The sequence below is a fragment of the Terrabacter sp. P2_E3 genome (assembly GCF_056403915.1).
In genome coordinates this window covers 1-2,298 of record NZ_JBFUEN010000028.1, presented here as the reverse complement: position 1 = coordinate 2,298, position 2,298 = coordinate 1, and the positions used below count along the sequence as shown (strand labels likewise).

The window sequence follows — 2,298 nt, the reverse complement described above, 5'->3', positions numbered from 1 at the left end:
TGTACTGACCGGGCACGTTGGTTGAGGGAATGCGACTCATCGCTCTGAGCTGCTGACGTGGGAGGGCCTCCCGCGGTGGAGTGGAACTGCTCAAGGTTCACTTCGCCAAACAGGAGGCCCTCGTGTCCCACGCTAACGCTGCCCTCACCCCACGCGCCCGGCTCCGGGTGGCCCAGCTCGTCGTCGACCAGCACGTGCCGATCGCGGAGGTTGCGGCCCGGTTCCAGTGCTCGTGGCCCACGGTCAAACGCTGGGCCGAGCGGTACGCCGCCGGGGAGACGATGACCGACCGGTCCAGCCGACCCCGGTCGATGCCGGCCAAGACCCTCCCGGCGACGACCAAGCGGATCGTGGCGTTGCGGCTGCGTAAACGCCTGGGCCCGGTCCAGCTCGCCGCCCTGACCGGCGTCGCGCCCTCGACGGCACACCGCGTGTTGACCCGTTGCCGCCTGAACCGGCTCTCGCATGTCGACCGGGCCACCGGTGAGCCGGTGCGCCGCTACGAGCACGAGCACCCGGGGGCGATGCTGCACGTGGACGTCAAGAAGCTGGGCAACATCCCCGACGGCGGCGGCTGGCGTTACGTCGGGCGCACCCAGGGAAAGCGCAACCGCGCCGCAACGCCGGGCAAACCCAGGAACGACCACCGCAACCCGAAAATGGGCCACGCATTCGTGCACACCGTCATCGACGACCACTCCCGAGTGGCCTACGCCGAGGTCCACGACGACGAGACCGCCACCACCGCTGTCGCGGTCCTACGCCGCGCGGTGAGCTGGTTCGCCCTCCGCGGGATCAGGACCGAGCGGGTGCTGTCCGACAACGGCTCCGCCTACCGCTCCCACCTGTGGCGCGACACCTGCGCCGAACTGGCCATCAAGCATTCACGCACCCGGCCCTACCGGCCCCAGACCAACGGCAAGATCGAACGCTTCCACCGCACCCTCGCCGACGGCTGGGGATACGCCCACTGCTACACCTCAGAGGACGAGCGACGGGCGGCCCTGCCAGCATGGCTCCACGAGTACAACCACCACCGACCCCACACCGCCTGCGGGAACAAGCCACCCATCACCCGCTTAACCAACCTGTCGGGTCAGTACAGCTAGGCCGTCGCGCCAGTTCTTGGGGTGGGTGGTGTAGGTGCGGCCGGTGAGGGTGGTCCAGGTGAGGCCGTCGTCGGGGGTCGGGGTGGAGGTCCAGATGCCGTCGGTCTTGAGGTTGTGGTGGAGGCGGTGTTTGGCGTTGAGGTTGCCGACGCTGGTGGGTCCGGTGGGCCAGGGGGTCTCGTGGTCGAGGTCGCAGCGGGTGGCCGGGACGTGGCAGTCGGGTCCGCGGCAGACCCCGTCGACGGCCTGGACGTGCTCGACCATGGCGCGCGTCGGGCGGTAGCTGCGGGTCGGGCGGGACAGGGCCCGGCCGGTGGGCAGGTCGACGGGCAGGGTTGCCCAGACGGATCCGGGGCGGGTGATGATCTCCCGGGCGTGGGTGGCGGTGACCCAGCCGTGGCCGGGGACCTCGCAGGCAGTGTCGGCCTGCCCGGTGGCGACCTCGAACGGCACGACGATCCACGCCAGCGCCGCCGCCTCACCCGCCGTCTCACCATCCGTGCCACCTTCAGCCTCACCCGACGCGGGTCCGGGGTGGGCCGGTCGGTGCAGCAGGGCGTCGGTGGCGAGGTCGGCGCGGAGCTGGTCGAGGCTGCGGGCATCGCCCGCGCCGCGCAGTCCTCGGGCGGTGGTGTCGAGGCGGTCCATGACGGCGGCGACGCTCGCGGCGTCGGTGGTCACGGTGAGCCAGCCCATCCCGTCGTCGGTGAGCCGGCCGAACACCCCGCGCCGGGACCTGGCGTGCGCGTGCCGTTCCTGGGCGCCGCGGGCATCGACCGACGCGACCGCGCGTCGCAGGCGGGCGGTGAAGGTCCGTTGCGGGACGGGCTGCCCGTCCCGGGACGGGGCGAGCACCGCCTGCGCGACGGCGGTCACGTCCGCGTCCGGGAGCTGGGCGGTGTCGGAGGCGACCTGCAGCGCCCGGTGCAGCGACAACCGACCGGCGCGCAGCGCACCGAGGACGACCCGGTGCCGCCGCGGTGCGGTGGCCAGCGCCAGCCGGCGGGCGACCTCCCCGGCGCCGACCCCGGTCGCGAGGGCGATCTCCTCGGTGACGACCCGCTCGGGCGAGACCCGCGCGGACACCCGGGCGACGGCCCCGGCCGGGAGGGCGTCGACCTGTTGGGCCTCGATGCCGGCCAGCGCGCCGTACGCGGCGAGCAGGTCGGCCTCGAGGCGCGCCTTGGCG

2 protein-coding genes are annotated in these 2,298 nt (G+C 72.9%); one reads left to right on the top strand and one right to left on the bottom strand.

Annotated features, from left to right (window positions below; all coding sequences use genetic code 11):
- The first annotated feature begins 122 nt into the window (after positions 1-122).
- A complete protein-coding gene (locus tag AC1DW8_RS22570; RefSeq protein WP_478095939.1) occupies positions 123-1,109 on the top strand; it encodes an IS481 family transposase in 987 nt (328 codons plus the stop codon).
- Here AC1DW8_RS22570 and AC1DW8_RS22565 read toward each other — a convergent pair.
- Positions 1,080-2,298, bottom strand: a 1,219-nt coding sequence (locus AC1DW8_RS22565; RefSeq protein WP_478095938.1) for an HNH endonuclease signature motif containing protein, incomplete at its 5' end; no start/stop codon positions are given. The genes AC1DW8_RS22570 and AC1DW8_RS22565 overlap by 30 nt on opposite strands.